This window comes from Streptomyces sp. NPDC050759, from assembly GCF_044456945.1.
Lineage (GTDB): Bacteria > Actinomycetota > Actinomycetes > Streptomycetales > Streptomycetaceae > Streptomyces.
The window spans coordinates 295687-317574 of record NZ_JBITGI010000005.1; the positions used below are offsets into that span (position 1 = coordinate 295687).

Annotated in this window: 22 protein-coding genes and 1 pseudogene; 16 read left to right on the top strand and 7 right to left on the bottom strand. The window is 68.3% G+C overall.

The genetic code is table 11. The features are described 5' to 3' along the window. The first annotated feature begins 99 nt into the window (after positions 1–99). Together ACIBJB_RS17855 and ACIBJB_RS17860 are read left to right on the top strand one after the other, a co-directional pair. Entirely contained in the window at positions 100–3846 is a 3747-nt protein-coding gene (locus tag ACIBJB_RS17855) for a hypothetical protein (protein WP_398931460.1), read from the top strand. Between the two features lie 73 nt (positions 3847–3919). Further along, the gene (locus ACIBJB_RS17860) at positions 3920–4483 is read left to right on the top strand and encodes a tellurite resistance TerB family protein (RefSeq protein WP_398931462.1); all 564 of its coding nucleotides are present in this window, start codon (positions 3920–3922) and stop codon (positions 4481–4483) included. A gap of 21 nt (positions 4484–4504) precedes the next feature. Here ACIBJB_RS17860 and ACIBJB_RS17865 read toward each other — a convergent pair whose 3' ends face one another. After that, positions 4505–4711 (bottom strand): hypothetical protein, encoded by a 207-nt coding sequence (locus ACIBJB_RS17865; RefSeq protein ID WP_398932031.1) that lies wholly within the window; start codon positions 4709–4711, stop codon positions 4505–4507. A gap of 90 nt (positions 4712–4801) precedes the next feature. Between ACIBJB_RS17865 and ACIBJB_RS17870 the strand changes: the two genes are divergently transcribed. Next, a complete protein-coding gene (locus tag ACIBJB_RS17870) occupies positions 4802–6148 on the top strand; it encodes a tetratricopeptide repeat protein (protein ID WP_398931464.1) in 1347 nt (448 codons plus the stop codon). Between the two features lie 1013 nt (positions 6149–7161). After that, positions 7162–7860, top strand: a complete 699-nt coding sequence (locus tag ACIBJB_RS17875; RefSeq protein WP_398932002.1) for a GAF and ANTAR domain-containing protein — start codon at positions 7162–7164, stop codon at positions 7858–7860. Between the two features lie 32 nt (positions 7861–7892). Here ACIBJB_RS17875 and ACIBJB_RS17880 read toward each other — a convergent pair whose 3' ends face one another. Beyond that, positions 7893–8669 carry a hypothetical protein gene (locus ACIBJB_RS17880; protein WP_398931466.1) on the bottom strand — a complete coding sequence of 259 codons (777 nt, stop codon included), beginning with the start codon at positions 8667–8669 and terminating at the stop codon, positions 7893–7895. A gap of 135 nt (positions 8670–8804) precedes the next feature. Between ACIBJB_RS17880 and ACIBJB_RS17885 the strand changes: the two genes are divergently transcribed. Both ACIBJB_RS17885 and ACIBJB_RS17890 read left to right on the top strand, forming a co-directional pair. Further along, entirely contained in the window at positions 8805–9779 is a 975-nt protein-coding gene (locus ACIBJB_RS17885) for a sigma-70 family RNA polymerase sigma factor (protein ID WP_398931468.1), read from the top strand. Positions 9780–9835: 56 nt separating this feature from the next. Further along, positions 9836–10393: a dihydrofolate reductase family protein gene (locus ACIBJB_RS17890; protein WP_398931470.1), complete on the top strand. Its 558-nt coding sequence runs from the start codon at positions 9836–9838 to the stop codon at positions 10391–10393. Between the two features lie 28 nt (positions 10394–10421). On the opposite strand, the gene ACIBJB_RS17895 is transcribed toward ACIBJB_RS17890, so the two are convergent. Further along, entirely contained in the window at positions 10422–10961 is a 540-nt protein-coding gene (locus tag ACIBJB_RS17895; RefSeq protein ID WP_398932004.1) for a TetR/AcrR family transcriptional regulator, read from the bottom strand. 114 nt (positions 10962–11075) lie between these two features. Between ACIBJB_RS17895 and ACIBJB_RS17900 the strand changes: the two genes are divergently transcribed. From ACIBJB_RS17900 to ACIBJB_RS17910, 3 genes are all read left to right on the top strand, one after another. Beyond that, the gene (locus tag ACIBJB_RS17900) at positions 11076–11981 is read left to right on the top strand and encodes a DMT family transporter (RefSeq protein ID WP_398932006.1); all 906 of its coding nucleotides are present in this window, start codon (positions 11076–11078) and stop codon (positions 11979–11981) included. 59 nt (positions 11982–12040) lie between these two features. Next, the gene (locus ACIBJB_RS17905; protein WP_398931472.1) at positions 12041–12643 is read left to right on the top strand and encodes a hypothetical protein; all 603 of its coding nucleotides are present in this window, start codon (positions 12041–12043) and stop codon (positions 12641–12643) included. Positions 12644–12876: 233 nt separating this feature from the next. Then, entirely contained in the window at positions 12877–13182 is a 306-nt protein-coding gene (locus ACIBJB_RS17910; protein ID WP_398931474.1) for an ankyrin repeat domain-containing protein, read from the top strand. 16 nt (positions 13183–13198) lie between these two features. On the opposite strand, the gene ACIBJB_RS17915 is transcribed toward ACIBJB_RS17910, so the two are convergent. Both ACIBJB_RS17915 and ACIBJB_RS17920 read right to left on the bottom strand, forming a co-directional pair. Beyond that, the gene (locus ACIBJB_RS17915) at positions 13199–13450 is read right to left on the bottom strand and encodes a hypothetical protein (protein ID WP_398931476.1); all 252 of its coding nucleotides are present in this window, start codon (positions 13448–13450) and stop codon (positions 13199–13201) included. Positions 13451–13875: 425 nt separating this feature from the next. Continuing rightward, positions 13876–14433 (bottom strand): hypothetical protein, encoded by a 558-nt coding sequence (locus ACIBJB_RS17920; protein WP_398931478.1) that lies wholly within the window; start codon positions 14431–14433, stop codon positions 13876–13878. 825 nt (positions 14434–15258) lie between these two features. On the opposite strand from ACIBJB_RS17920, the gene ACIBJB_RS17925 reads away from it, so the two are divergent. The 3 genes from ACIBJB_RS17925 to ACIBJB_RS17935 all read left to right on the top strand — a co-directional run bounded on the left by ACIBJB_RS17925 (position 15259) and on the right by ACIBJB_RS17935 (position 17896). After that, positions 15259–15741, top strand: a complete 483-nt coding sequence (locus ACIBJB_RS17925) for a DUF4365 domain-containing protein (RefSeq protein ID WP_398931480.1) — start codon at positions 15259–15261, stop codon at positions 15739–15741. Continuing rightward, a complete protein-coding gene (locus ACIBJB_RS17930; RefSeq protein ID WP_398931482.1) occupies positions 15738–16943 on the top strand; it encodes a hypothetical protein in 1206 nt (401 codons plus the stop codon). Before ACIBJB_RS17925 ends, ACIBJB_RS17930 begins: the two co-directional genes overlap by 4 nt. Positions 16944–17113: 170 nt before the next feature. After that, positions 17114–17896, top strand: coding sequence for a hypothetical protein (locus ACIBJB_RS17935; RefSeq protein WP_398931484.1), 783 nt, complete (start codon positions 17114–17116; stop codon positions 17894–17896). A 361-nt stretch (positions 17897–18257) separates the two neighbouring features. Here ACIBJB_RS17935 and ACIBJB_RS17940 read toward each other — a convergent pair whose 3' ends face one another. Next, positions 18258–18878, bottom strand: a complete 621-nt coding sequence (locus tag ACIBJB_RS17940) for a pentapeptide repeat-containing protein (protein ID WP_398931486.1) — start codon at positions 18876–18878, stop codon at positions 18258–18260. 456 nt (positions 18879–19334) lie between these two features. Continuing rightward, positions 19335–19772 carry an ATP-binding protein gene (locus ACIBJB_RS17945; RefSeq protein ID WP_398931489.1) on the bottom strand — a complete coding sequence of 146 codons (438 nt, stop codon included), beginning with the start codon at positions 19770–19772 and terminating at the stop codon, positions 19335–19337. A 217-nt stretch (positions 19773–19989) separates the two neighbouring features. Here ACIBJB_RS17945 and ACIBJB_RS17950 point away from each other — a divergent pair, with 217 nt between their 5' ends. The 4 genes and pseudogenes from ACIBJB_RS17950 to ACIBJB_RS17965 form a co-directional block, all read left to right on the top strand. Continuing rightward, on the top strand, positions 19990–20871 hold the full coding sequence (locus ACIBJB_RS17950) for a helix-turn-helix domain-containing protein (protein WP_398931491.1): 882 nt from the start codon (positions 19990–19992) through the stop codon (positions 20869–20871). 2 nt (positions 20872–20873) lie between these two features. Continuing rightward, complete coding sequence (locus ACIBJB_RS17955; RefSeq protein ID WP_398931493.1) at positions 20874–21059, top strand: DUF397 domain-containing protein; 186 nt, start codon at positions 20874–20876, stop codon at positions 21057–21059. Between the two features lie 9 nt (positions 21060–21068). After that, positions 21069–21362: a hypothetical protein gene (locus ACIBJB_RS17960; RefSeq protein ID WP_398931495.1), complete on the top strand. Its 294-nt coding sequence runs from the start codon at positions 21069–21071 to the stop codon at positions 21360–21362. Positions 21363–21461: 99 nt separating this feature from the next. Beyond that, positions 21462–21804: pseudogene (locus ACIBJB_RS17965) on the top strand (threonine--tRNA ligase); the annotation flags it as partial. Between the last annotated feature and the right edge of the window lie 84 nt (positions 21805–21888).

Sequence of the window (21888 nt, forward strand, 5' to 3'; positions counted from 1 at the left end):
AGGGCACCCGGATGATCGGGGCCGCGTTCCGGACCCGTCATCAATCTCACATCTGGTGTTCGTTTACGACGGATCATGCGGAAACGTACGTTGTCGCCCATGGGACGTCCTGAAAGACCGCTGGACCCGGGGGCAGGTCCCGTCCAGCGCCTCGCCCACGAACTGCGGGAACTGCGCCGGGAGGCGGGCAGCCCGTCGTACCGGGCCATGGCCACGACCGCCGGTTTCTCGGCGACAACGCTGTCACAGGCCGCCGCCGGTGAACGGCTGCCGTCGCTCGCCGTCGTCCAGGGATACGTCCGGTCCTGCGGGGGCGACCCCGGTGAGTGGGAGTCCCGCTGGAAGGAGGCGGAGGCCCGGCTCGACGAGCGGGGCCGGGAGGAACCCGAGGACGCCGCACCCCCCTACCGCGGCCTCGCTCGTTTCGAGCCGCGCGACCACGAGCTGTTCTTCGGCCGCGACCGGATGATCGAGCAGCTGCGGCGGCTGACGTACGACCACCGGTTCGCGGTGCTGTTCGGCGCGTCCGGCAGTGGCAAGTCCTCCCTGCTGCGGGCCGGGCTCATCCCCCACCTGCGCGAGGAGATCGCCCGCCGTGACCGCCCGGCGGTGCTGCGCGTGCTCACCCCCGGAGCCCGGCCCGCGGCCACCTACGGCCATCTGCTGACGCCTGGGCCCGGCGAGCCCGAGAGCTGGGTCGTGGTCGACCAGTTCGAGGAGGTCTTCACCCTCTGCCACGACACCGGGGAGCGCTCCCACTTCATCGACCTGCTGCTCGCCGCCCGCGCTCCGGACAGCGGACTGCGGGTCCTGATCACCGTACGGGCCGACTTCTACGCCCGCTGCGCCGAGCACCGCGAGCTCGCGGACGCCCTGGGCGAGGCCGGACTGCTGCTGGGTCCCATGACCGCCGATGAGCTGCGGGAGGCGGTGGTGCGGCCCGCGCAGGCGGTCGGGCACCTGGTCGAACGGGAGCTGACCGCGCGGCTCGTCGACGACATCCTCGACCAGCCCGGTGGGCTGCCGATGCTCTCCCACGTCCTGCTGGAGACCTGGCGGCGGCGCAAGGGGCGGCTGCTGACGCTGGCCGCGTACGAGGCGGCGGGCGGAGTGCGCGGCGCGGTCGCGGCGACTGCCGAGGAGGTGTACGGCCGGCTGACCGCGGCCCAGGCCCGCACCGCGCGGCAGCTGCTGCTGCGGATGGTCGAGCCGGGGCAGGGCACGCCCGACACCCGGCGCCCGCTCGGCCGGGCCGAACTCGACGAGTGGGCCGACCCCGAGGTGCCGGTCGTGGTGGACCGGCTGGCCCGGGCCCGGCTGCTGACCGTGGACGAGGAGGGTGTGCAGCTCGCCCATGAGGCACTGATCACCTGCTGGCCGCGGCTGCACGGCTGGATCGAACAGGAGCGTGACCTGCTGCGCAGGCAGCACCGGCTGAGCGACGCCGCCGCCGACTGGCTGGCCGGAGGCCGCGACCCGGGCGCCCTGTACCGGGGCGCCCGGCTCGACGAGGCGGAGAAACTGCTGACGGACGAGACCGGCGCAGGCCTCCTCACGGTGCGGGAACGGACTTTTCTCGCCGCCGCGCGTGAGGCCCGCGAGGCCGACGAGCGGGCCGCCGAGGCGTCCGCCCGCCGGGGCCGACGGCTGAGAACCGCGCTGTCCGCCCTGCTGGTGGTGGCCCTGGTCAGCGGTCTGGCCGCCTTCCAGCAGCACCGGGACAACCAGCGGCGGCGCACCGAGGACGTCGCCCGCCGGATCGCCGAGATCGCCGACGCGATGCGCACCACCAACCCGCGCACCGCCCAGCTCCTGGGCGCCGCCGCCTGGAAGGTGGCCGAGCTGCCCGAGACCCGCCGGGCCCTGCTCGGCTCCTTCACCCAGCCCGAGACCGACACCTTCACCGACCCCGCGCCCGGCGACTCCCCCCGCCGCCTCCTCACCGACTCCGGCCGTGTCCTGCTCAGCGCCGAGGACGGCACCTGGCGCACCTGGGACGTGGCCAGGCACCGCCGTATCGCCTCGGGACCGCTGCCCGAGGGCGGCTCGGTGCTCGCCGTCTCCCCGGACGCGGGGCTGCTCGCCGTGCAGGTGGCCCGGAAGGGCGTACGGCTGTGGAACACGGCCACCGGACGCTGGAGCGCCGCGCCGGCCCTGCCGGACGACACGGTCGACGTCCGCTTCACCGCCGACGGCCGCGGCTATGTGTCGGACCGCATGGAGAACGACACGGTGACCCTGCGCTCGGTCACCGACGGGCGGGTGCTGTTCGAGACGCGTGCGCCGAGCCTGGCCGACGTGGCCGTGAGCGCGGACGGCCTACGGGTCGCGGTCTGCCCGTCCGGTCAGCGCACGCCCTGGGTCCGGGACACCGCGGGCCGTGTGGTGCCCGGCCACTGGACGGCCGCCGCCGACGCCTGCGCCGACTGGGAGACCTCGATGGTGGTGGCCGGCGCCGGCAGCGGCACCCGGTTCGCCGCCGTCACCGCGGACGAGGTCCGCGTCTGGGACACCGCGGCCGGTGAACAGGTCGCCGAGATCAAGGACCAGCGCGTGACGTACACCGCCTTCAGCCGGGACGGCGCGTTCCTCGCCACGGCCGACGGCCAGGAACTGCGCGTGTGGCGGCTCTCGGACTCCGGGACCCCGGTCTTCCGCGCCTCCCTCAACAACCAGCACCTGCGCGGCGGTCCGGTCTGGGACCCGCGCCGGCCGGTCCTGCGCTATCTGGAGGGCGGTACCGTCCACAGCCTCGACCTGGGCAGCGCCCTGACCTCCGACTGGCGCCAGGACCCCGTGCACGACGTGCGGTTCAGCCCCGACGGGCGGACCTACGCCACCGTCCGGCGCTCCGGCGACCACTACGTCTTCCGGCTCTTCGCCACCGCCGCAGACCTCCCTCCGCGCACCCTGCCGTCGGTGCGGCTGCCGATATCCGGCGACCCCGGCCCACCGGTCGAGGCGGCGAACGCCCTCCCGCTGATGGAGTTCAGCCCGGACGGTGGCACCTTCGGCTACGGCGTCTCGGCCCCCGGCAGGGACTTCAGGACCCAGCCCTTCACCCTCTGGGACCTGAGGCACGGCAGGGCCCGCTCCACGGTGGACCTGCCCGGACGGGCGGTCTCCGCCCTCACTCTCGGCCCCGGCGGCCGCACCCTGTACGCCGCCCGCACCCCGAGCTACGACGAGCCGGGCGGCCGGATCCGCGACGAGGTCTGGGACACCGCAAGCCACCGCAGGACTGCGGTCCTCGACGGGATGACCAGCATGAACCTGGCCGTCGCCCCGGACGGCCGGCTCCTGGTCGGGGACGGCCGCGCCGCCCATCTGCCGTCCGCCGGGGTGAGCCGCCTCGACCTCGTCCAAGGCGAACAGGTCGGCGCCCTCGCCTTCGGCGCGGACGGCTCCCGGCTCGCGGCGGGCGACCAGACGGGCCGGGTGGCGCTATGGGACGGAACGCTCAGGCACCGCGCGGGCGTGCTGCGCAACGTCTTCCCCGCCCCGCTCGGCGACACTGCGGAAGCCGTCTCCGCCCTCGCCTTCAGCCCCGACGGCCGCACCCTCGCCGTGGCCGGCGACGCCGGCAGCCTCCAGCTCTGGGACGTCTCCACCCTCCAGCCGCTCGGCGGCCCGCTGACCACCCCGGGCGAGCGGATCGACTCCCTGTCCTTCAGCCCCGACGGCGGCTCGCTGTACGCGGGCAGCGCGCACGTCCCCCTCCAGCGGTATGTCATCACCGCCGGCCACGCGATCACGCGGGTCTGCGCCCGCGCGGGCGGCGGTCTGACCAGGGCGCAGTGGCGGACGTACATTCCCGACGCGGAGTACCGGGAGATCTGCGGCTGACTTGGTGGAACCTTTACCCGGGCCCGGCCGTTCACCGGGTGAGATCACTCAGACGAGTACCGAGGTGACGTCAATGGCACTGTTCGACCGGCTCAAGGACCAGGCCAAGAACCTGCAGCAGCAGGCGCAGGGCGGGCGCGGCACGACGACCGGTGGGGCCGGACACGGCGTTTCGCGGGGCGGCTCCCGCGGTGGTTCGCGCGCCCAGCTCGTCGGTGTGCTGAAGACGCAGCTCGGCTCCCTCAAGACCGAGCTGAAGAGCGGCGCCTACCGGGACGCCAGCATGGCGATGTGCGCCCTGGTCGCCGCGGCGGACGGCCACGTGGACGCGGCCGAGATCCAGCAGATGGAATCGCTGATCCTCGGTAACGAGGTGCTGCAGAACTTCCCGCCGGAGCAGCTGCGCACCCGCTTCCACAAGCATGTGGACCAGCTCACCCGCAACTTCCCGCAGGGCAAGGCGGAGGCGCTGCAGGAGATCGCCAAGGCCGCCAAGAAGCCCACCGAGGCGCGCGCGGTGATCCAGACCGGCATCGTCATCGCCGGTGCCGACGGTCACTTCTCCCAGGCGGAGCAGTCGATCCTGCGGGAGGCCTGCGCGCCCCTGAACCTGCAGCCCGCGGAGTTCCAGCTCTGAGGACGGCTTCCTCGGCCGGTCTCACTCCGACGAGTGCCGGCTGACCTGCTGGACCTGATCCGCCTGCTCGGCCGGCCGCTCCCCCGACGCCTTCGCCGGCCCCGCGTTGGCAGCCAGGACCAGGGTGGCCACGGCCACGAGAGCGGCGGCGAAACCCCTGGCGTAGCGCGCGGTGGTACTGGTGCGTTCGAGCACGGCGACCTCGCAGCGGTGGCGGTGAGCATCCATGGCGGTGACGGCGTATTAAGCAGGGTTAATACGCCGTTTAACCTAGGGGCTGCGAGAGCCGAACGGCAAGAGGGGCTTGGGGAGTTGGCCATGTCGGAGCGGGACGACCCGGGCGTCATCGGGCGCCGGGTGCAGCAGCTGCGGGCCGACCGCGGGCTGACGCAGAAACAGCTGGCCGAACCGGCGTACACACCGGCCTACATCTCCACTCTGGAGTCCGGGCGGGTGCGGCCCTCCGACGACGCGCTCCGGCATCTCGCCGACCGGCTCGGTGTCGGGTTCGAGGAACTGGCCACCGGCCGTCCGGCCCGTCTCGTCACCGATCTGCGCCTGCGCCTCACCGAGGCCCAGCGCACCCTCGCCACCGGGGAGGCCGAGGAGTCCGCCGCGCAGTACGGCCGCCTGCTCGCCGAGGCCGACACGCTCGACCTCGCCGAGGTGCGCGCCGCCGCCCTGCTCGGACTCGGGGAGTGCGCCGTGGAGACGGGCGAACTCCGCGCCGCACGCCAGTACTTCGAGCAGGCCGAGAAGGCCCTCGGCGACGACGTGCCCCTGCCCGCCCGTGTTCCCGCCCTGCGCGGACGCGCCCTCGCCCACTACCTCACCGGTGAACTCCGCTACTCCGTCTACCTGTTGGAATCCACCATCGACGAGCTCAACCGCGGTGGCCTCCACGACCCCGACGCCCTGCTCCTCCTCTACGCCAGCGTCATCGGCCCCTACATGGACATGGGCGCCCACGCCCGCGCCGCCCAGGCCGCCGAACTCGCCCTGGCGCTCGCCCCGCAGGCCGGCGACCCCGCCCTCGTCGCCCGGATGCACCGGTCCGTCGCCCGCACCCTGCTCGCCGAGGGCCGCCTCGCCGAGGCCGACGCCTCCCTCGCCAAGGCCGCCGAGCTCTACCGCCGGCTCCAGATCCGTACCGAACTCGCCAACTGCCACTGGATGCGCGGATACGTCTACGCCCAGAACGGCGAACTGGAGCGCGCCGAAGACGAGTTGAGACAGGCCCTCGACATGCTCTCCGCCAAGCGGGCCGCCCTCTACTCCAGCCAGGCCGCCGTCGAGCTCGCCGATGTGCTGCACCGGCGCGGCAAGTCCGACGAGGCCGCCGCCCTGCTCCACGACGTGCTCAGCGACCTCAGCTCCGAGCGCGGCGCCCTGCACTCCGCCGCCGCCCACCGCCTCCTCGGGATCATCGCCGAGGACGCCCGGGACACCGACGCCGCCGAGGAGCACTACGTCCGCGCCCTGAGCCTCCTGGAGCGGGCCGGCGCCGCCGGTGACCTGGCCGACCTGTGCCGGCTGCTGGGCGATCTGCTGCGCCGTACGGGACGGGTCGAGGCGGCACTGGACGCGTACCGGACGGGCCTCGGGCACCGTACGGCCCCCGGCACCACCACCCTCGGACCCCCACCCGCACAGCCTCCTCTATGACGATTCCCGGCTTGTGCACAGGTGTGTCCGGTCAGCCTGCGCGGGGACATCGCAGGGCGGGCGGGGCACTCTGCGCGCGTGTACTGGTCGACCGGTGCCGACGGCGCCCGGCCGATCCGTAGGACGAGCGCTGAACCGGTGTCGGGGCGGCCGTCGCTGTCCGGACGGCGGCGGCCGCCCCGGTGAGGACGCGCGGCTTCTCTCACCCGGTCCTCCGGGAAGGTCCTCGGCCCGCTCGGGGCGGCGGGAGGCGCCCCGGTCGGCGTCGCGGGACAGGGACGGAAGTACGGCATCGCTCAGCGTCGTGCGAGAGGGCGGGACAGGGACATGGGCGACTCCGGCACTTCGACGCTGTGCGGCCGCTCCCTGACCGTCACCGAAGACCGTAATGAATGAGTGGGCGGTCTGTGAAGAGAGCATGAGGTCGCTCCGAGGGCCGGACTGCCGAAGGGGACGCCTGCGTGACGCTCGTACCGACGCCTGCCTGACGCTCGTACCACTCGCCGTGACCCGGCCGCCCGAAACAGTGCCTGTCCAGGGTGTTTCCGTAGGCCGTCTGGACGGGGGGGCATGCCGATCCGCCGTGTCCGTCCTGGGCGTTTCGCCCGGTGGACGAGGGGTAGCCGGGCGGTGCCCCTGGGCGGGTACGCCACGAGCGGCGCCCCCCGCCTCCGGCGAGCCCGCTTGGGGGCGACGATGGACAAGGCCCGCGCTGACCGAAGGAGGCGGTGGTCGTGCGGCCCACGGACGACCGCGGCAACGCCCACGGCGACGAGCCGGGTCCGTTCCCCGGAGCGGGCGGCAAAGTCAGCCACCCCCGCCGGGCCGGTCCCGACGGTGAAGTCGGCCGCTCCCGCGAGGCCGGTCCCGACCGTGATGTCGGCCGTCCCCGCGAGGCCGGTCCCGACCGTGATGTCGGCCGTCCCCGCGAGGCCGGTCCCGACCGTGATGTCGGCCGCTCCCGCGAGGCCGGTCCCGACCGCGAACCCGGACGCGAGCGGGAGCCCGATCAGGTGCGGGTCTCCGATGTCATCGCGGAGGGGGTGCGGGGTGCCGACCTCGCGGAGATTCCGGGCAAGCTGTGCGTGGCCGCCGTCAGGCTGCTGCCGGTGGCCGACGCGAGCGTGTCGCTGCGCAGCGACGGCATGCCCGTCCAGCTCAGCGCCAGCAGCCCCCGCGCCGAGCATCTGTCGGAGCTCCAGGCCACCCTGGGAGACGGGCCCTGCACGTCCGCCGCGGAGACCCGCGCCGCCGTGCTCGCCACCGATCTGACGGCCGGCCGGGACGCCGACCGCTGGCCGGTCTTCGCCCAGCAGGCCACCGCCGCCGGGGTACGGGCCGTGTACTCGATGCCGCTCGGCAACGACACCGTGTGCGTGGGCACCCTCGACCTCTACCGGGACGTCCCCGGCGAACTCACCCTGCGGGAGGTGCGCATCGCCGAACTCGTGGCCAGCGTCATGACCGTGGCCCTGACGGCACTGCCCCGGGGGCAGGAGAACGGCTCCGAGGGCGACGACCGCTGGCTCAGTGGCCTGGCCAAAGCCCACGACGAGGTGTACCAGGCCGTAGGCATGATCATGGTGCAGCTGGGCGTCGACTCGGACGAGGCGCTGGCCCGGCTGCGCGCGGACGCCTTCGCGGACAGCCGCACCGCGCTCGAGGTGGCGCACGACGTGGTCGGGCACCAGAAGCGGTTCGACCGGGACTGACCGGGACCTGACCGCTCAGCGGACCCGACCGCTCAGATCTCCACCCGCCCCTGCTTCCTGATCTCCGTCAGCCGCTCGGCCCCCAGCTGTACGGCGGTCTGCGTGGCCTCCGTCTGTACGTCACCGAGGCCGCCGTTCGTCACACTGATCGCGTCCTCCCCCACGCGGACGGCGGCGACGTCCAGCGTGAGCGTCGTCGGGTCACCGTCCGGGGACTGCCCGGTCAGCCACACCCGCAGCCCCTGCCGGGCGTTCCCCGCCTCCGGCAACGGCGCCTCGGTGACCTGCACCCCGAAGACGGCCCCCGTGGTCGTGGTGGCCCCGAACTGCGCGCACGTCCGCGGGAGGCCCTTCAGCCAGGCCAGGGTCTTGTCGATCTCCGCCGGCGGACGCGCGAGCACCTGATACCGCATCTGCGCCTTGTTCCACTCGTCGTCCATGCCGACGACCGCCAGGGGCTGAGCCCCGGCCCCGAACAACTCGTCCGCGTACAGCGCGTCGAGCAGCCGCTGACACTCCCGCCGGTCGGCCTTCGCCTTCAGCACCCCGTCGTGCCAGGTGGCCACCCCCTGGGTCGGCGTCCAGGGCTCACCGAGGTCCACGTCGGTGACGAGCGCGGCCTGCGCCATGGCCTCGGTGAGGCCGGAGGAGGCGGCAGCAGACGTTTTGGAAGACGGCGGGGGCGCGCTGGTGGGCCGCGAGATCGGCGGCCTGGGAGCCGTGGGCGGGGTGGACAGGGCGGAACAGGCGGTGGCGGCGAGGATCCCACAGAGGGCGAGAGCGCGGGCGGCGGCGCGGGGCGGGGTCATGCCTCCAGTGATCACCGGGTTTGCGGAGGTCACCAGTGGTCCGGGCCGTATGGGTTACGGGACGCCTGGTGCCGTCCATGGAGCGGATTGCACGGTGGCCTCCGATCCGGGCGCCGGGTGCGCCATGCTGGTCCCGTGGATCTCGAGCCGTACCGGGGTGAGTTGGTGGCGTACTGCTACCGGATGCTGGGCTCGTTCCACGAGGCCGAGGACCTGGTGCAGGAGACGATGCTGCGCGCCTGGAAGGCCCGGGACCGGTACGACCGCACCCGCGCCTCGGTGCGGACCTGGCTGTACCGGATCGCGACCAACGTGTGTCTGACCGCGCTGGAGGGGCGGACGCGGCGGCCGTTGCCGTCCGGGCTCGGTGCGCCGAGTGAGGACCCCGGGGCGCCGCTCACTCCGGCCCTCGACATTCCCTGGCTCCAGCCGTTCCCCGACGCACGGTTCGACCTGGAGGTACGCGCCGACATGCGGCTCGCGCTGGTGGCGGCGATGCAGGTCCTGCCACCGCGGCAGCGTGCCGTGCTGGTGCTGCGCGAGGTGCTGGAGTTCTCCGCAGCCGAGGTCGCCGAGCAGCTGGGGACCACGTCCGCGGCCGTCAACAGCGCGCTCCAGCGGGCCCGTGGCGCCCTCGCGGAGGCGGGTGCCGTGGAGGAGGTCGTGGAACCGGACGACGCCGGGGCACGCGCGGTGATCCAGCGGTATGTGCGGGCGTTCGAGGCGGGCGACGTCCCCGCGCTCGTCCGGCTGCTCACGGAGGACGCGGTCCTGGAGATGCCGCCGGTGCCGCTCTGGTACCGGGGCAGCCGCGACTACGGCCGGTTCATGGATCGCGTGTTCGCGATGCGCGGTACGGGCTGGGCCACGACCCCCCTCACCGCCAACGGCCAGCCCGCGCTCGCCGCGTACGCACCCGAGCCCGACGGCTCGCGTCGCCTGCACACGCTTCAGGTGTTCACGGTCTCCGCAGGCCGGGTCGCGCACAACGTCGTGTTCGCCGATCCGCGGGTGTTCGAGGCGTTCGGCCTGCCCGGGCGGATTTCTCCCGAGGAGTTCCGGGAGAGCCGGGAGAGCCGGGAACTCCGGGAGTTTCGCCGGGAGCGATGAGTCGGGCCGGTGCCGCCGGTAGGTACAGGCAGGCATCGACCGAAGGGACTCCCACCATGAGCGTCATCGTGATCGAGTTCGTCACCCTGGACGGGATCGTGACCGACCCGGACGGCTCCGCCGGAACGCCGGCCGGCGGCTGGGCCTTCCGGCACGGCCCCGAGACGGTCGCCGGGGACAAGTTCCGGCTCGGCAGCACCCTCGACGACGGGGTCCTGCTGCTGGGTCGTACGACGTGGCAGTTGTTCTCGCGCATCTGGCCCGGGCGGGACGACCCCTTCGCCGCGCGGATGAACGCCGCGCCCAAGCTGGTCGCCTCCCGCACGCTGACCGACACCTCGGCGTGGGGGAACTCCCGCGTCATGGACGGCGGTCTCGTCGATGTCGTCAAGCGCGAGGAGCGCGACATGATCGTCATCGGCAGCCCGAGCGTCGTCCATGCGCTGATGGCCGAGGACCTCGTCGACGAGTACCGCCTGCTGACCTTCCCCACGATCCTCGGCACCGGCGACCGCCTCTTCCCCACGGACGGGTCCCCTGTCCACCTGGAGTGCCTCTCCGCGGAACGGACGGGCGCGGCGGTCCTGACGCGGTACCGGAGGACGAGGGCCTGAAGAAGCGGTACCCGGCGTCGAGCCGCGTCTACGCGCCCTGCCCGCCGCCGACCAGCGCGGTCGCCTCCTCACGGGCGACCGCGATCGGGTCGGCGAAGACGCGCAGCCCGTGGGCGACCAGTGCACCCTCGTGGAGGAGCATGAGTGTGCGGGCGTGGTCGGGGGCCAGATCGGTGAAGAGGCGGAGCATCCATGCCTTCTGACCGGTGATGATCGCGTACGCCGGATGGGCGGGGTCGCTGATCTCGGCGTGGGCGTTGACCATGGCGCACCCCTTGGGGCTGTTGTCGTCCATCCACGCCCGAGAGGCGTCGAAGACCGCGCGGACCCGGTCGACGGCCCCCGGCCCCGCCGCCTCCAGCCGCTCCATGACATACGTCCGCCAGCGCTCGTCCCGGTCGGCGAGATACTCCACGACGATCTGCTCCTTGGAGCCGAACCGGTCGTAGAGCGTCTTCTTCGTCACCCCGGCCTCGGCGGCGATCAGGTCCACGCCGACCGCGTGGATGCCCCGCTCGTAGAACAACCGGGACGCCGCGGTGAGGGCGCGCCGGGCGCCCGGGGTCATGCTGACCCGCCGTACCTGCTGCGTACGTTCTCCCACGCTCTCAACTATACCGATCTGTATAGTAGTCAAGGCAAGGAGGTATACAGACCGGTATAGTTTTGGTTGGTGACTCCCATGAACGTCCTGCTCTCCGCCGCCTTCGTCGTGTGCTGGAGCTCGGGATTCGTCGGCGCCAAGCTGGGCACGCAGGACGCCGGAGCGACGACGCTCCTGATGTGGCGGTTCCTGCCACTGGCGGCCGTACTGATCGCGTTCGCCGTCTATCGGGGCGGGGCTGGATGGCGCGCCTTGGTCCCCCGCGACCTCGCCCGCCAGGCCTTGATCGGACTGCTCTCCCAGAGCGGCTACCTGCTCACGGTCTACTACGCCATCCAGCTCGGCGTCTCCAGCGGTACGACGGCCCTGATCGACGGCACCCAGCCGCTGGTCGCGGGCGCGCTCGCCGGCCCACTGCTGCGCGAGTACGTCTCGGCCCGGCAGTGGCTCGGCCTGTGCCTGGGCCTCGCCGGGGTCGCCCTGGTCACCACGGCCGACGCGGCGGCGACGACAGGGGTGGCCTGGTGGACCTACGTCGTCCCCTTCGCCGGGATGCTCTCGCTGGTCGCGGCAACATTCCTGGACCGGCGCTCCCGCACCGCGGTGACCCCGGCCGTGTCGCTGACTGTCCACTGCGCCACGAGCGCCGTAGTCTTCACAACCGCCGCGGTGGCGACCGGCACTGCCGCCCCGCCCACCACCGGCTCCTTCTGGCTGGCCACGCTCTGGCTCGTGACCCTCTCCACCTTCGGCGGCTACGGCCTGTACTGGCTCGTCCTCCAACGCTCCGGAGTAACCGAGGTCAACACCCTCATGTTCCTCATGGCCCCGGTCACGGCGGTCTGGGGCGCGCTGATGTTCGGCGAACCCTTCACCGTCCAGACGGGGGTGGGCTTGGCGGTCGCGTTGACGGCGGTGGCGGTGGTGCGGGGGGCGGGCGCCCGGACGGGGGAGGCGGAGGCTGCCCGGGCCCGAGGGCACTGAGGCCGAGCGCGCGCTTAACTCGGGTGACGGTTGGCTGGGGTCGGCGTTAGCGTGCGGCGGTGATCAGCAATGAGGGAGCGCGCCTGGGTGCGGAGGCCGCACGTCGTCTGGCACAGACAGGCCTCTATGAGTTCGAGCCGGGTCTGACGGACGCCGAGTTCACGCGTATCGAGCGCGAGTACGGCTTCGAGTTCGCGGACGATCACCGGACATTCCTTGCGGCCGGGCTCCCCGTCAACGTTCCTCCCGAGGAGGGGCAGACCTGGTCCAGGCCCTGGCCGGAGTGGCGGGGCGGCGATTTGGACAGCTTGCGTCGACAGCTCGACTGGCCAGTTGAAGGTGTCCTGCTCAGCGTTGAGCACAACGGGTTCTGGTACGAGGGCTGGGGTGAGCGTCCAGCCGACGGGACGGCGGCACTGGCTACGGCGCGGCATCATCTGGCGGAGGCGCCGGTGCTGGTGCCCGTGTATGCCCACCGATACCTGCCGGCCGGCCGGAGTAGCTTCGGGCATCCGGTGCTCTCGATGTGGCAGACCGACATCATCTACTACGGCCTGGACCTGGCCGACTACATGCATCGGGAGTTCGACGAGGCGCGGGGCGAGGTCGACGATGGCTGGAACCCGCGAGCGACGGCCCCCTTCTGGCGGGACCTTCTCTAGGCAGGCATGCGGCGGTGCCGTCAGCTTGGGATGCTCGGGGTCTCGGTGAGCGGTGGCTGTTCCGAACTGCGGCAGACCCGCCGCTCAGTGCCTTAGGGCCGCTGTCGGTCGTGATCGGCTGCTGGGCTGCTGTACTTCGCTGTTGTACGGCTGGCCCGGGGCGGGCTGGTTGAATCGGTGACAAGCAGCCTGCGAACTCCGAACGCTACGAGATGTCTCCCGTCCATGTAGCCGTGGAGACGGACGACTTGGCGGAGCTGACACGCCGCCTGGACGCTGGTGTCGGCCCGGACGAGTTCGATGGTTACAGTGGTTGGACTCCACTGCTCCGGGCGATCGACGGTGAGTCTGACGGAGCGGTGCAGACGGGAGAACCTCTCGAAGCCGCCTGCACCGGAATCCTCCTGGCGTACGGCGCCGACCCCGAACGTCCTTCCCGGGACGGACTTACCCCGCTGCACATTGCCTTCCAGACACGCCATGACATGGCGGTCCGCCTCATTGAGGCGCATACCGCCCGGCGCCACGCCGGGGAGTAACTGCCCGGTGGATGCACTACTTCAACTCCTGTCCGCTGCGCCCCACTTCTGACAGCGAACCGACCTGGTTCGGCACCAGCGACGCCGCTACGAGATGCTCGACAAGGCCACCGTGTCGCACGTCAAGCCCGTAGACGGGAAGATCGTTGCTGACCTGGGCGAACGGTCGCGCTGGAGCCTCGTCGGCCGCACTGGCTTCCACTGTGAATCCGCGCTGTTCGCTGCTCGATCTGGTGGGCTTGTGCTGCAGCCGGTGCGGGTGCGTCATAGGCCACGCTCATCGGGCGCGTTGTCAGTGGGCATGGCTAGGGTCTCAGTCGCGCGGCCGGCTTCCGAGGTGTCCAGCTCTATAGAGCAGCTGCATCCCCGACTCTGTCTGGGGGTGGCCCGGGTAGGACCCGGGACCTAACCAACGGTCGGGCTTCGTCGATGGCTAAGGAGAGACCTGCCAGCGCCGGCCGCGCACCGCACGCGCCGCTGAAGCAGACGCACGCTTTCCAACTGTGGTGGTTAGGCGCTGGGCTGAGTGCAGGGACGTTCACCTGCGTTCATGGGTAGCTTGTCGTTGGCGTCGAGATAGCTTCGGGTCTGCAATGAACGGACGTGAACTGGGCTGAATGAGACGGAAACTGAGACGCTGCGGGCCTGTCACGAGTGCACGGGTGCGGGTGGCCCTGCGGAGCTTGCTGGTGATCAATCAGCGAGTCCCCGGTCGTACTCACCCAATGCCTTCCTCTCTTGAAGGGGCTCGTGCCCGAGCCGATCGCGAAAGCTCCGCTCAAGGTTCTGGCGTGCGGCACGTGCTTTGCCCACGAGCTTGGCGCAGCCTGCGGCATCGCCCCTCCGGGCACGCTCCAGCATGGCGTCAAGGATCTTCCTCAAGCCACGTACGTCAAGCCACATTTGTTTCGATGCGTCGAGGTTGAGGCTGTGATAGAGGCTGATGAACTCGTCGTGAGCGGTACCTGCCTTCGTCGCTAGCTCTGGCGCTGATTTCTCGCCACCGGCCTGCGCGAGTTGGGCCGAAGCTTGTCGAGACCGACGTTGGGCCACAAGGAGCTGTGAGTAAGTAGCGCGCAACGCTGCCCTGGTCTGGTGCTCCAGCTCTAATGTCTGCAGGCGAAGTTCGTGGACTGCTTCGTACCTCTTCACGATGAGGCCGGCGACGATCCCGATGAAGAACGCCGTGACGAACGCGTTCACTGCTCCTGCCGCCAGCGTCTCCCCGAACTCGAGTTGTGAGAACGTCATCACGTACTCCTCTCCCCGACCTACAGCTCTCGGGAGTCACCGTTGGCCAGCTTGGATCACCGTTGCTGTACATCGTGGCCAAGCGTTGTGACTGTCGTCCTGGCGTTGCGCGGTGTCAACGCCGTTGGCCGCGGAGTACGTCCTGTGCTCCCTACTCGTAGTGGCCAGCGCTAATGCCGCTTGCGTAGGGACCGATGCTGCTCACTGAGCTCCCGCACGTACCGCAGGCCCAACATGACCATGCCCGTGCGAGACGGCTTGGCTGGTGATCCTGGTCAAGGATCAACCGTGCGCGCGAGGAGTGTGCACGCCACGAGCTTGGGAAGCTTAGGTGCTCTAGGCACGGGAGCACTGCTGATCTGCGGCGGAGTGGATTGGGCCCCTGGTGGCTCGTCGACTGGCTCCCCGGTGTTCCCCGTGGCTCCCCGCACGATCTGGCACGGGTCTGGTACTGACCTCATCGTCTGAGCCGCTGCTGAGGCCGTTGGGACCCGGTGGGCTGTCCACCAGGCCGTCATGGAATTCGCGGGTGGCTGGCGTGTGCCAGACGCTGTACTCCGCTGAGCACACCAGGGCCTGCGCTGTGGGTGGCGTCCAGTTTGATCGCATCAAGAGGGCTGCATGGGCTGCGCTTGGGCCTGCGTACTGATCATCCCGAACCCGGAGAGCTACCTTCTCGTTGCAGCGGGGGTAGACGATCTATCGGTTGGTGAAAGATCCTCATAGCGTGTGCACCTAGCTTCAGGGGGAGGGCAACACATGTTGAGCACAAGTGCGGAGGTGCCAGCAGAGCCGCTGAGAGGCGACCTGCGAGAGAAGGACCGCATGGAGATGCTTCAGGAGGGCTATCTGCGGGCCGTAGCGGCAGCTGCCGGTTGCACCATGGCGAAGCCTGAGCCGGATGATGGCATCGACTGGCAACTCACACACTCTTCAGACTCACATGAAGTCGACTGTCAAATTGACCTCAAAATACAATTAAAGAGCACCTGGACCTCTCCCGCTTCTCCGTCTAGCGGGTTCGTGTCCGTGAATCTTAGTAATGATCGACTTGAGATGATGGCACGAACACCGGTAATGGTGCACAGAATCCTAGTCGCCATGATTGTGCCGAAGGAGATCGCCCGCTGGGTGGAGGCGAGTCACGATTACTTCGCGCTTCGCCATTGCGCCTACTGGCGGAGCTTATCCGGTGAAGTGCCAAGCGGAAGAGAACACACGGCGGTCCGGGTAACTACGTCGAATATTTTTGATGATGTCGCGCTCTGCGGCATAATGGAAAGGATCGGAAAAGGGGGAATGCCATGACTTCCCCGAGCTACAAGGAGATCGCGTCTAGCATCTCAGATTCTCAGCTGGCGTTAATTTTGGAGCGCAGCGGTTGGGAAAAATTCGGAGGGCAGGGGAGCCTATACAGTCGCTGGCGCCCGAGTGGTGAGAGGGGCGTCAGTGGACTGCTGCTACCGCAAGACTCGAGAGTTGCGGATTATGCGGAACTACTCGCCCAGGCGGTAGCTCAAGCGTGGAAGCTTGGAGATGATCGGGTTCGATCTCTTCTTGAAAAGGCCGTTGTCACCAGTACCCTCGGTGACGAGATTAGATTCCAGAAGGAAGCGCAAACGCATCACGGAACCATTCAATGGCTGGCAGGGGAGGACCTGTATTCAGCCGCCCGCAAGTCAATGGTGGTGGCGGCGAAATCCCGCAAATCGAAGCTTGCGTATTTCGGGAATTCAAATTCTCACCTCGCTCGCTCGTTTCTGGATTCAGTTTTAATGGGGCAGACGGAAGTCGGAAGCTACGTTGTTACCGCCTATGCGCCACCAGGCGAAGTTTTTACCGAGAAGAAGCTAAAACCAGGCGACACGAGACCGTTGACGGGCACCCACACCGGCCGGGATATCACACGTGGTTTGGTGCACGTGCTTGAGACTACCCGTGAGGTCGTGGATCATTTTGCAGATACTGGATCCACGTCTGGATTTATTGAAAGCGTGGATCGTGGTTTTTGTTACGAGATTACACATGCCGTGCGGGATCTGGTTAGAGATTCAAGCGGTGGTGAGGTTCGCATTGAGATGACAGTAGCGGCTGATCTATTCGAAGAAGTGCACACCGAGTCTCACAGTCTGGAATTTTCGCCTGCCGATTACCCGATTCTCGAAAGAGCTGGCAATGTGCTGGCAGCCACGTCAAGGCCTCAGCGAGTGACCGTATTGGGCTCCGTCACCCTCTTGGAGCGACCTAATCCGGGCAGGCCAGGTCTGATTAGGCTTGATGTTCTGGCGGGAACTTCGGCGCGGAAGATGAGGGTTAGGCTAAATGCCGAAGATTATGACCTCGCTATGGATGCGCACCGAGATAACATGGCGCTTAAGATCACTGGTCGGCAAGAGATCGAGGGGCGTTATTACTGGCTCTACGATCCAGAACAAATCGAACTCATTCCCATGGAGGTCGTCGAGAGGAACGCTGGTTCCCCAAGCTCAGAACAGCACCCATTGTTCTGATCGTGCTTGCTCTCCTCGCGTCGGGTAATTCGTCAACCTGACTGGTGCTTAATGGGTCCCCCCGGAGGGGCCCGAAACGCCAGGCGACATTTACGCTGGTTGGCAATGTCGGCCACGCTACTAGATCGCCAAGCTTAGGCAGCTGCATAAAGGCGGAAAGTGGTGGCGCTATGTCTGATGTTTCCGAGTCGAACGATGAAAGCGAAATAGTCAACGAACCCGAGGGGGATCCTCTATCTGGCTGGAGCCGGTTCGCAGCCGGAGTTGCGGGAATAGCTTTATCTGGTACTGGTGCAGCAGCCGTCTTTATAACAAATAATCAGGCGGGCTCCGTCGCGCTCATTCTGGGTGGGATCGTGTTCCTGCTCATACTTGTAAGCGGTAATCCGCTTCTTAGCTTCGGACACGGCGATACTCAAATGAAATTCGCGACCAAGCGGAGACGGGAACGAGCTATCGAAGAGGCTCGCGAGGCATCTCCTCAGGAGGCTCGCCGAGCGCTTGATGTCCTAAGGACGGTGGATCCTGGCGCAGGCAGCGATGTCAACTTTATGCAGACCTCTGCGCTGGTTTACGAGCGTCTGATCATGGCCGAACTCACTCGACTCTTTCCTGAGTATGGTGTCCTAGAGCAGGGCGTAGACCTCGGCGCAGACTTGCGGGTCGTTACGCCGGACCAGAGATCAGTTTCTATTAAAATGAAGTATCTGACTCAGAAAAGCTTTGTTTCAGCGCAATATGTATGGCAGTTGCTCGGAATGGCTAGCATTAGCGTGGAAGGTCATTTGCTTGTCAGTAATAGAGCGCTGACACGCCCGGCCGCCGAACTGTTGTCCGCCGCTCGTAGGCGGGGCATCAAGGTGGAGTTTTCGCGTTGGAGGGATGAGCAGGATAATGGCGACCTTCATGAGGCTGTAAGTGCTTTGCTCCATACCGATGGCGGTGCCTTGTAGAGTCTGCACGGCGTCATACCAGGTCGGCGGAACGGCTTTGGGGTGGCGCTGCTTTGGCGCGAGTGATCATGGCCACGTAAGTTTCCGGCACGTCGGGCAGTCTGTGGACCTGCCTGGTAAAGCACGACGTTGGGGCCATGATCTTCGAGGCTCGCGCCAAAGTGGCTCCGTAAAGCCGCGGAGTCGACCGCCCCAGCCGCGACGCACCCCTTCTGTGGCATCAGGTGGCTACATGCTTTGAGTGCGGCACGGGCGCCGGCCGGGCCGCGCGCGGGGAGCGGAGCGAGCCGCCTTGAACCAGTAGAGAAGGTTGTAACTCAGTCCTGTGTGCAGGCAGGGGCTGATGATCAGGTTCTTGCAGTCACTCAACCGCGGGTAGCCTGGTTGATTCGTCCAGCACCGCAGCTGCTTGGATTTGCTCAGCCGTGCAACCGATCGCCGTCGATAGATCTGTCCCTATCAGCTTGGCTTGCGTCAGATTGGCATCTACAAGGCTTGCCCCCCGCAGGTTGGCAGCGCGTAGATTAGCCGCGCTCAGATAGGCGCGGTCTAGCCAGACACCTTCCAGTCGGGTCTCTTGCAGCCATGCGTCTTCCAGCCGGGCTTCAGTCAAATCCGAGCCGTCCATTCTCGCACTGCCCAGACGGACGCGGTCCAATCGAGCCTGCTTAAGGTCAGCGCCTCTCAGGTCCGTCCCCCGCAAGTCGATGCGGAAAGGCTCGTGCGCTATGGGCCGACGCCCCAACACGGTCAACGCTGCCTGAACGGGCTCGGTCGGGTGGTGGTCTGTTTGGAGCGGCTCTTCTTCGTCTGTAGCCATCAGTGTGTGCTCCCTGATGAATGAGGCGAGAACCTCGACGACCGTCAGGTGGTCCTTGGGGGAGTCCCGCATGATGCGTTCGAGAGCGTAAATGCCGCCCAGGCGCTCGACAGTCCGATCCGAAGCCAAGAGTTTGATGGCCTCCACATAGCGGTCAGTCACCTGTGCTTCTCGCGATAACTCGGCTTGCTCGCGGTCCCGATCTCGTGTGTGCCGCAAGCTGCGATCGGTGTAGTAGAGGCCTGCTGCTGCGACCGCTCCTGCCCCGAGGGCAACCAATGCTGTACGGACTCCTGTGACTACAACGCCGTCTGCTGGCTGCAAGTTGTCTGTTCTCAGGTGTCGACCGTCCAACCACCAGGGCCCCTGCCACAGCAGGATGACGTAACCGGACAACAGCAGAACGAGCCCAACAGCTAATCCTGCTCGCTTCCAGTGCGGTCGCATGGGGGTGAGGTGCCCCACCGCCTACAGAGTTAAGCCTCGGGAAGCGGTCCCAGAGCGGCGCCAGGCGCATCGTGGTCGTCCGCCGTCGTCCCTCACCGGCAACGCGAGCACCTGCGGACAGAAAGCCAGGGTGAAGGGGAAGCTGTCGCGTCTCTCCTCGCCTCCGGGTGGCTACGCTTCGCGCTTCTCCGGGAGGTCCAGTTCCGCCCATACCGTCTTCCCGACCGTGAGCCTCTCCACCGCCCAACGACCCGCCAGCACTCGGACGATGAGCAGATCCCGGCCGAACTGGTCGTCGGGGTGGGGCGGTCGGGTGCCGGGGAGGCGTTCTCCAGTCGGGTCGGTCACCGCGATGCGGAGGGCGGTGCTGGTGAGGGTCGTCTCGACGCGGAAGAGGCGGTCTCGTAGGCAGCCGTGCAGCAGGGCGTTCGTGCACAACTCGCTTGCCACCAAGGCTGCGTCGCCGGCGAGAGTCGGATGGCCCCAGTCGACTGCGAGTCCGGCCACGCGTCTGCGGGCGAGGGGGATGCTGCGCGGGTACGGGGTGTAGCTGACCTCGTCGTGGCGGTCGTAGAACTTGGGCGGGCCGGGAGGGCAGGAGTCGGTCACGGGATCCTCCGGGGAGTGGGGGAGTTGGGGTGGCTCCGCCGTGCGGGCAGCACGGTGCCCTTCCGCCAACCGGGTTCGCTGTGTGTGCGGTCGAGTACTGACCGTAGTGATGCGATTGCCTACCGCGCAAGCAGTCTCGGGGAAATATGTCTCCAGTTTCGCTTGTGTTGTGGCTCCGGTGAACAGCACACTGGCCACGATCAGGAGGTGACCCGAGGTGTCCACAGGCCAGTTCACGCGCGGAACCCGCGTATCCACCGTCCTCGCGCGCAAGTTGGGCGGTGAACTGCTGAGGCTGCGGGACCGCGCCGGCCTGACCCAGCCGCAGGCTGCGGAGGCGCTGTCGGCGACGGCCGCCAAGGTGGCCAAGATGGAGCGCGGGTGGGTGCCGTTCCGCGATCCCGACATCAAGATCTTGTGCGAGCTGTACGGCGTGACCGATCCGCAGGCCGTGGAGCGGTTGTTGAGCCTCGCCAGGACCGACCGGGAACGCCGCAAGGCCAAGGGGTGGTGGAACCAGTACCCCGAGCTGCGTTCCCTGGTGGAGTACGTCGCCCTGGAGGACATCGCGACCAGCATCCGCACCTGGCAAGGGGCCTTCGTCCCGGGCTTGCTGCAGACGCCGGACTACGCCAGGGCGCTGGCGATCGGCAACGCCGACTGGGACGAGCCGGGTGAGATCGAGCGGTTCGTGGAGGCGAAGGTCGCCCGGCAGGGGCGGCTGACGGACAGCAACCCACTCGACCTGTGGACCGTTGTCGGCGAGGGGGCGCTGCGTCAACTGGTCGGCGGCCGTGAGGTCATGCGGGCGCAGCTGGAGCGCCTGGTCGAGGCATCCCGGCTCCCCAACGTCAAGCTTCAGGTGGTCCCGTTCCTCGCGGGCTCCCACCCCGGCATGACCAGCGCCTTCAGCGTCGTCTCCTTCGCCGAGCCCGGCGCGATGGACGTGGTCTACATGGATACGACCTCGTCTACGCTGTGGCTGGAGAGCGAGGCGGACGCCGCACGGCACAACACCAAGTTCGAGCGGATCGCAAGGAACGGACTCGCTCTTCACGATTCCGTCGAGTTGATCGAACGCATCCGCAAGGAGCTGTGACCGTGCCGCACTTCGAGTTCGCCAAGTCCAGCCACAGCAGCGGCAACGGCGAGTGCGTCGAAGTCGCCCGCAATCGCCCTGGCACCATCGCCGTTCGCGACTCCAAGAACGCCGACGGACCGATACTCCAGGTCGTCCCCGGCACCTGGACCACCTTCATACGGTCCCTGCACCCCGAACACCCCTGACTGGTCCCCATGACCTGGACCGAAGCCGAATACCTCGACCTCCTCCAGGCCGAGCGCCGTGCCTACGCCTGGGTCATGCGTCACCACGGAGGCATGTCACTTCCGAAGTCCTGGGCCGCAGCACTCGACTGCTATCCCTACGAACCCGCCGATGAGCCCTACCGCGGCCTCGTCTTCCATGACGAAGCCTGGCACTGGGCGATGAGTCGGATCCACGGGGAGCGCTACCCCGTCGAGCATCCCGAACTGGCCGATCCGTCCCCCGCGATCACGACGACGCCGGAGCAGGTCCCGGCGCGCTGACAGCTGACGCAGTCCGAAGCCCCGGGGCGAGTGCCCCGGGGGTTTGTCGTTCCCGTCGGTTCCTCGCCCCCGATGAGCGAGGGAGATCCCATGAAGCCCATGGAGCCCGTTTACGACCACCGCCGACTCGGCCGTGAGGTCGAGCTGTTCGACACTGATCCGCTGATGGGCGCGGGGCTGCCGTACTGGCTGCCCGACGGGGCCGTCGTACGGCATGTCCTGGAGGAGTACGTCAGGGAGGTGGAGCGGGCCGCCGGGTACCGGCATGTGTACTCGCCGGTGCTGGGGAAGCGGGAGCTGTACGAGATCTCCGGGCACTGGGACCACTACGGCGACGACATGTTCCCGCCGATGCGGCGGGGAGGGCGAGGAGGTCGTGCTGCGGCCCAGCCTCTGCCCGCACCACGCCCTCATCTATCGGTCACGGTCCCACAGTTACCGTTGCGGAACCGGCGTCCTGACGCATCGGGCTCGACGCAGCAGTGGTGATCCGGACAGAAACGAACACTCGTCGGCCTTACCTCGC